The following is a 5,021-nucleotide window of genomic DNA, read 5'->3' as shown; positions in this document are numbered from 1 at the left end:
GGGGGGGGGGGGGCATCCTCGCTGTCCCGATGCGCTGCCAGGGCGTCCATCTGCTCGATACGCTCGCGCAGGCGCTCGCGGTGTTCTGGCCACTCGGGGGCGAGCATGCCCAGGCGGACGATATCGACCCGCTGCTCGCCGTCGAAGAACTGCTCGCGGAAGCGGCCCTCCTCGGTGAAGCCGCACTTCTTGTGCAGATGGACCGAGGCGGCATTGCTGGCCAGCGCCTCGCCGTTGAGCTTCTGGAGGCCCAGCTCGCCGAAGCCGTGCTCCAGGGCGGCGTAAAGGATGCGGGTCCCCATCCCTTGGGGCGCCCCTGGCCGCGTGTAGAACCCCCAGAACGCCGTCTGATGGGCCGGATCGATATCGGTGAAGTAGACCACCCCCATGGGCTCATCGTTGGCGTCGTGGTAGAGATACCAGCGGGCGCCGGGGTCGGCCTGCATACGCTCGAACCAGGCGCGGTGCTCCTCCGGCGTGATCTCATGCTGGGTGTACATCTGCCGGCGCACCTCGGGGGCGTTGCGCCAGGGCAGGATGAGGTCGCGGTCGGCTTCGATCAGTGGTTGGAGTGAGTTCGTCATCTATTGGGTCTGCTCATTAGCCCCGTTGTCTGCGGCTTTTGAGCGCCCTTCCAGAATGCGAGGCGCCACGAACAGCGCGACCATACCAAACAGATCGATGGCACCCAGGATGGTCGCAGCCACCACGCTGTGGGGTACGATATAAGCTGCGACAAGCAGTCCTGTAATGGCAATCGCTCCGCCAATCCACTGCCCGCGCCGGTCTTTTAGGATGGCGCCTTGGAGTCTTTTTGACAGCATCTCATGGGTGTGCGTCTGCTCCTTTTGCGCCATCTGCAGGATGACAGAACGGGATTCATCATCGTACCGATTCAAATGTTCTGGGGGCGGGAGTGGGCCGCTAAACAGCTCGTTCCGTGTCTGGGCGATGATTTTCGTTTCGCCCGGGGGACCGCTTTCTAGGAATTCGCCAAGTCGGACCTGATCGGCTTCGGTGAGCTCCCCTTGTTGGAGTCGCCGGATCAGGTCGCTGGCATCAATGGCCTTGTCGCCCTCCGCGGGCTGCGCGTCACTGCGCTCCGGATTGTTCATACCGTTTGATGGCGCCCTTTAAGTGATTGCCTGTCGCTTTCCAGTACCGTCCCACGCGCTGCTGAATCGACCCCTTCGGCATGTATTCGGCATACGTGTGCGCCGGCCAGAACTCCATGACGGATCCCATAGCCTTCAGCGTGCGCTTGCTTACGAAGTGCATGACGGTAATCTCCCGTTCCTTAGCTTCTTTGGCTGACTAGTTGCTCCGCGACCCGAACTGTTCCGAGTCCATCGACAGTTTGCACGCCTGCCCGGGCCTGGATGCCCAAGCGCTCAGGCTCCGCTCGGTGGTCCTCTAGCACTCCCCGTAGGTCTGCTACGCTAACCTCATCGTGATGTCCAAGGTAAACGATGACCCCTTCGTGGGCCAGGGCCTCGCAAGCCGGGCGCTGGTTCTCGGCAATGCTGATGACCAGGCTTGGCAGGCCCAGGCAGCAGCGCTCCCAAGTGGTCGTCCCGCCGGCACCGATGGCCATGTCCGCGGCCGCCATGAGATCAGCGAGGTGTGCTCGCGGCGGATGCAGGGTGATGCCGGGTCGTGCCTCAGCCTGGGCTGCCAATGCTTGCTGGTGCGGGTTGTTGGGGCCGACCACCGCGTCAACGGTGATCCCCCGGAAGGCCGGGTCGCTCAGCGCTTCCAATGCCCGGCCGGTCAGATTATCCGGGTCCGTGCCTCCGAAGAAGACGAAGACACGCTCCAGGCGGCGCCTGTGCGGCGTCGGTGACTGGCGATACTGCGCGTACTCCGGTCGCAGGAGGGCGTATTGGGGACCAAGCAGCCGCGTGGCGTGGGCTGGCAGGCGGTCGCGATAACGCTTCTCCGGATCGCGCGTGTAGTTCTGGTCGAGCAGCGCGTCGCAGTCGTGGTCCCGGTTGGCCAGGTCATCAATGGCCAGGATCCGGTCAACGTGAGGCCGCAATTGGCGCTCCCAGGTAGCGTCGATCCCATAGTGATCCACCACCAACCAGTCCGGTCGTTCAGGCAGAGCGGCGATGGTCTCCTCGGCATCCTGGGGCTGGGATACACCGAGCCACCGTGCGTAGTTCTCACCCTCGGCCCAAGGCGTGTCGGCCACGTCCGGCGCGGGTAAGCTGCAGACGGCGAAGCCCTCGTCGCGCAGCATCGCCATTCCGTGGCCCTCGTGGGCGCGGCAGATGAACGTCACGGCCGCCCCGTGCTTGCGTAGCGCCTGCGCCAGCGTCCGGCAGCGGATGAGGTGCCCGGTGCCGGCGGCCGCCGAGGCGTCGACGCGGATGGCGAAACGTAGGGAAGTAGCGATATGTGTCAGCGCCACCCTTGCGTGACCCGTCAGCCGATCAGGTCCCAGCTGAGCGGTGTCCCCTTCTTCACGTCTTGGTTGACCCGCTTACCAAGCACGGCCTCGTAGTATTTCGGGGCTAAGCCATGCCCAGGGCGGACGCGACGTAGGTTCTCGGGCGTGAGCACGTCCCCGGCCTGCAGGTCGTCGGCGATGTAGAGGGAGCGGCGGCGGAGTCGTGCGTTCTGCTCTGCCTCGGTCGTTGGGCCGTACTGCACGCGTCCTAGAGCGTTCCACGCGCGCTCGGTCTCAACGACCAGCGCTGCAAGCTCGGCCGGTTCGAGCGAAAACGCCGCGTCAACACCGCCCTCGTCCCTCGAGAGCGTGAAGTGCTTCTCAATAACAGTCGCGCCGAATGCTATGGCTGCCGTGGCGACACCTGTACCCATGGTGTGGTCGGAAAGACCGACCTCGCAGCCGAAAAGCTCCCGCATGTGGCTAATTGTACGCAGGTTCGTATCCTCAGGAGAGGCGGGGTACGTACTCGTGCATTTGAGTAGCACTAACTCGCCGCATCCTGCTTCCCGTGCCGCGTCTACGGCGTCCCCGATTTCACCGACTGTCGCCATGCCAGTTGAGATAATCAGGGGCTTGCCGGTAGCGGCGGCCTTGCGGATCAACGGTAGATCTACACATTCAAACGAGGCAATCTTGTACGCCGGGACATCCAGGGTTTCGAGGAAGTCGACAGCCGTCTCGTCAAACGGCGAGCTAAAACAAACAAGGCCCCGCTCTTTAGCTCGCTCTATGATGGGCGCGTGCCACTCCCAAGGTGTATATGCTTGGCCGTAGAGAGAGTGCATGGACTGACCGGCCCACATGGATTGAGGATCATTAATGAAAAACTCTCCATCCTGTAGGTCTAGGGTCATCGTGTCTGGTGTGTAGGTCTGCAACTTGATCGCATGCGCACCTGAGTCCGCGGCGGCGTCAACAATCGATAGAGCCCGGCCCAACGAGTGGTTGTGGTTGCCGGACATTTCGGCTATGACGAAAATTTTATCACAACCTAGCAATTGGCTTCTGCGCAAAAAAATATCCTCACTCAAAAACTTCTGAAATATCGACCGTGCTTCCTTCCGCAAACCACTTGCTGGGCGAGTGGGCGCGGCGTAGATAGTGTCGCGGGTAACAGGGCTGAATTTGCTTAATCAGCAAGGCTGTGCCTTCGCCATGGCGTTCCCACCTTAAAACGGTGTCGCGCACTTCTGCTTTGTAATTCGCATGTCCTATTTCTTCTTCTGAATAGCGGCGTGGTGCAAGCGCCGACTTTCTAATGATAAATACACTCCCGTCAAGTCTTATCTTAGGCCCAGGGTATTCATAAGACTCCTGTGTGGCGGCAATGATGTGGTTATGGATGTCTCTAAGTGGATTTTTTGTATTCACCGCTAAGGCATCTCCAGTCCACTGCCACTTTCTGTAATATTTGTTATACCTTTTATCTACTGTGAGCGCCTCGCTCGAGCCATAGATTGTCTTTACGGGACTTTCCAAAAGCACCTGTAACAGAAGGCTGCTACCAAGCAGGCTCAATATCTGAAAAAGAGTTTGCGGAGGGCTATTTTCTGGAATGGGCACAGTTGACTGTGCAACGATTTTCCCGCTATCAAATTCATCGTCCATTTGATGCACCGTAACCCCTGCCGTCTGGATGCCCTCGTAAATTTGCCAACGAGTTATAGACGTTCCTTTGAAATTTGGTAGCAAAGAAGGGTGAAGGTTGACGGTGCCTTCGCGAGACGCGTTGAATATTTTCGGCGAAATTTTTTCGTGCCAGCCTCCTGCAACGACGAGGAGGTCAAGATCTAACCGTTTTATAATCGCCTCATTTTTTTCCTTTTTGAGCGAATCGACTCGTATAACGGGGATACGATGCTTTTTCGCCAGCAATTCTTCTGAATCAAGAAATCGCAGGTCGTCGCACCGGTAATATACGCATTTTACTTTCTGTATTAGCTTAACAAAGCAACTCTTCCATAGGTGGGAGAGGGTGTTTGTTTTGTCGGAAACAATAATCGCGCTTGGAGGTAAGCCAGCTTCTATTAACGTTCGTAGCGCCGTATATCCGGATCGGTTATAATGGCGAGTAACTAGCGCAAACTTTTTTCCCATCGGGCTATAGTGTGTCGTTGACTAAATATTTTTGGAAGTTTGGGTTTGTGTGATGTTTGATATGTTCTGGTTTGTACACAAGAAATGTGGTTTCAAAAAGGGGTGATAAGTTGTCGAGGAAGTAGAAACGCGACAGCTCTTTAGAAACAAAAATCTGTAGCTCGTTGAGGTCGGCGTAGTAGTTCCCCGGCCTGTAAAAGTCCGCGTGGTGGTTTAAAACATTGAATGCAATGCCACGGTCCGCCAGGTCCCAAGATGCAAGCAAAAGCTCCTTCATATACTGGGCCCATCGCCTCAACGGGACATCCCCAGGTTGGTGAAAAACGCCGGAGAGAATCACATAGTTATATATCTCGCTCGTTCCAATAGTGTTTTTGTCTGTAATGTTGCGAGTTTGATAATCGATGTGTGGATGCCGTTCGCGCGCGAGCCGCGCAAAGTCGGGAGTTATTTCAGAGCCAGAGTAGGT

6 protein-coding genes are annotated in these 5,021 nt (G+C 57.7%); all 6 read right to left on the bottom strand.

Annotated features, from left to right (window positions below; genetic code table 11):
- A partial coding sequence (gene pseH / locus LRA98_RS12480; protein WP_238634215.1) for a UDP-4-amino-4,6-dideoxy-N-acetyl-beta-L-altrosamine N-acetyltransferase occupies positions 1-584 on the bottom strand: 584 nt, incomplete at its 3' end.
- Positions 585-1,115 (bottom strand): DUF2335 domain-containing protein, encoded by a 531-nt coding sequence (locus tag LRA98_RS12475; RefSeq protein WP_238634214.1) that lies wholly within the window; start codon positions 1,113-1,115, stop codon positions 585-587.
- A gap of 182 nt (positions 1,116-1,297) precedes the next feature.
- Entirely contained in the window at positions 1,298-2,413 is a 1,116-nt protein-coding gene (gene pseG, locus LRA98_RS12470) for a UDP-2,4-diacetamido-2,4,6-trideoxy-beta-L-altropyranose hydrolase (protein ID WP_238634213.1), read from the bottom strand.
- A 14-nt stretch (positions 2,414-2,427) separates the two neighbouring features.
- Positions 2,428-3,468, bottom strand: coding sequence for a pseudaminic acid synthase (gene pseI, locus LRA98_RS12465; protein ID WP_238634212.1), 1,041 nt, complete (start codon positions 3,466-3,468; stop codon positions 2,428-2,430).
- A gap of 10 nt (positions 3,469-3,478) precedes the next feature.
- On the bottom strand, positions 3,479-4,552 hold the full coding sequence (locus LRA98_RS12460; protein WP_238634211.1) for a formyltransferase family protein: 1,074 nt from the start codon (positions 4,550-4,552) through the stop codon (positions 3,479-3,481).
- A gap of 4 nt (positions 4,553-4,556) precedes the next feature.
- Positions 4,557-5,021: hypothetical protein (locus tag LRA98_RS12455; protein ID WP_238634210.1), on the bottom strand; the 465-nt coding region annotated here is incomplete at its 5' end.

The sequence above is a fragment of the Halorhodospira sp. M38 genome (assembly GCF_022227985.1).
In the GTDB taxonomy this organism is placed as follows: domain Bacteria; phylum Pseudomonadota; class Gammaproteobacteria; order Nitrococcales; family Halorhodospiraceae; genus Halorhodospira; species Halorhodospira halophila_A.
This window is presented reverse-complemented; position numbering and strand designations above follow the sequence as displayed.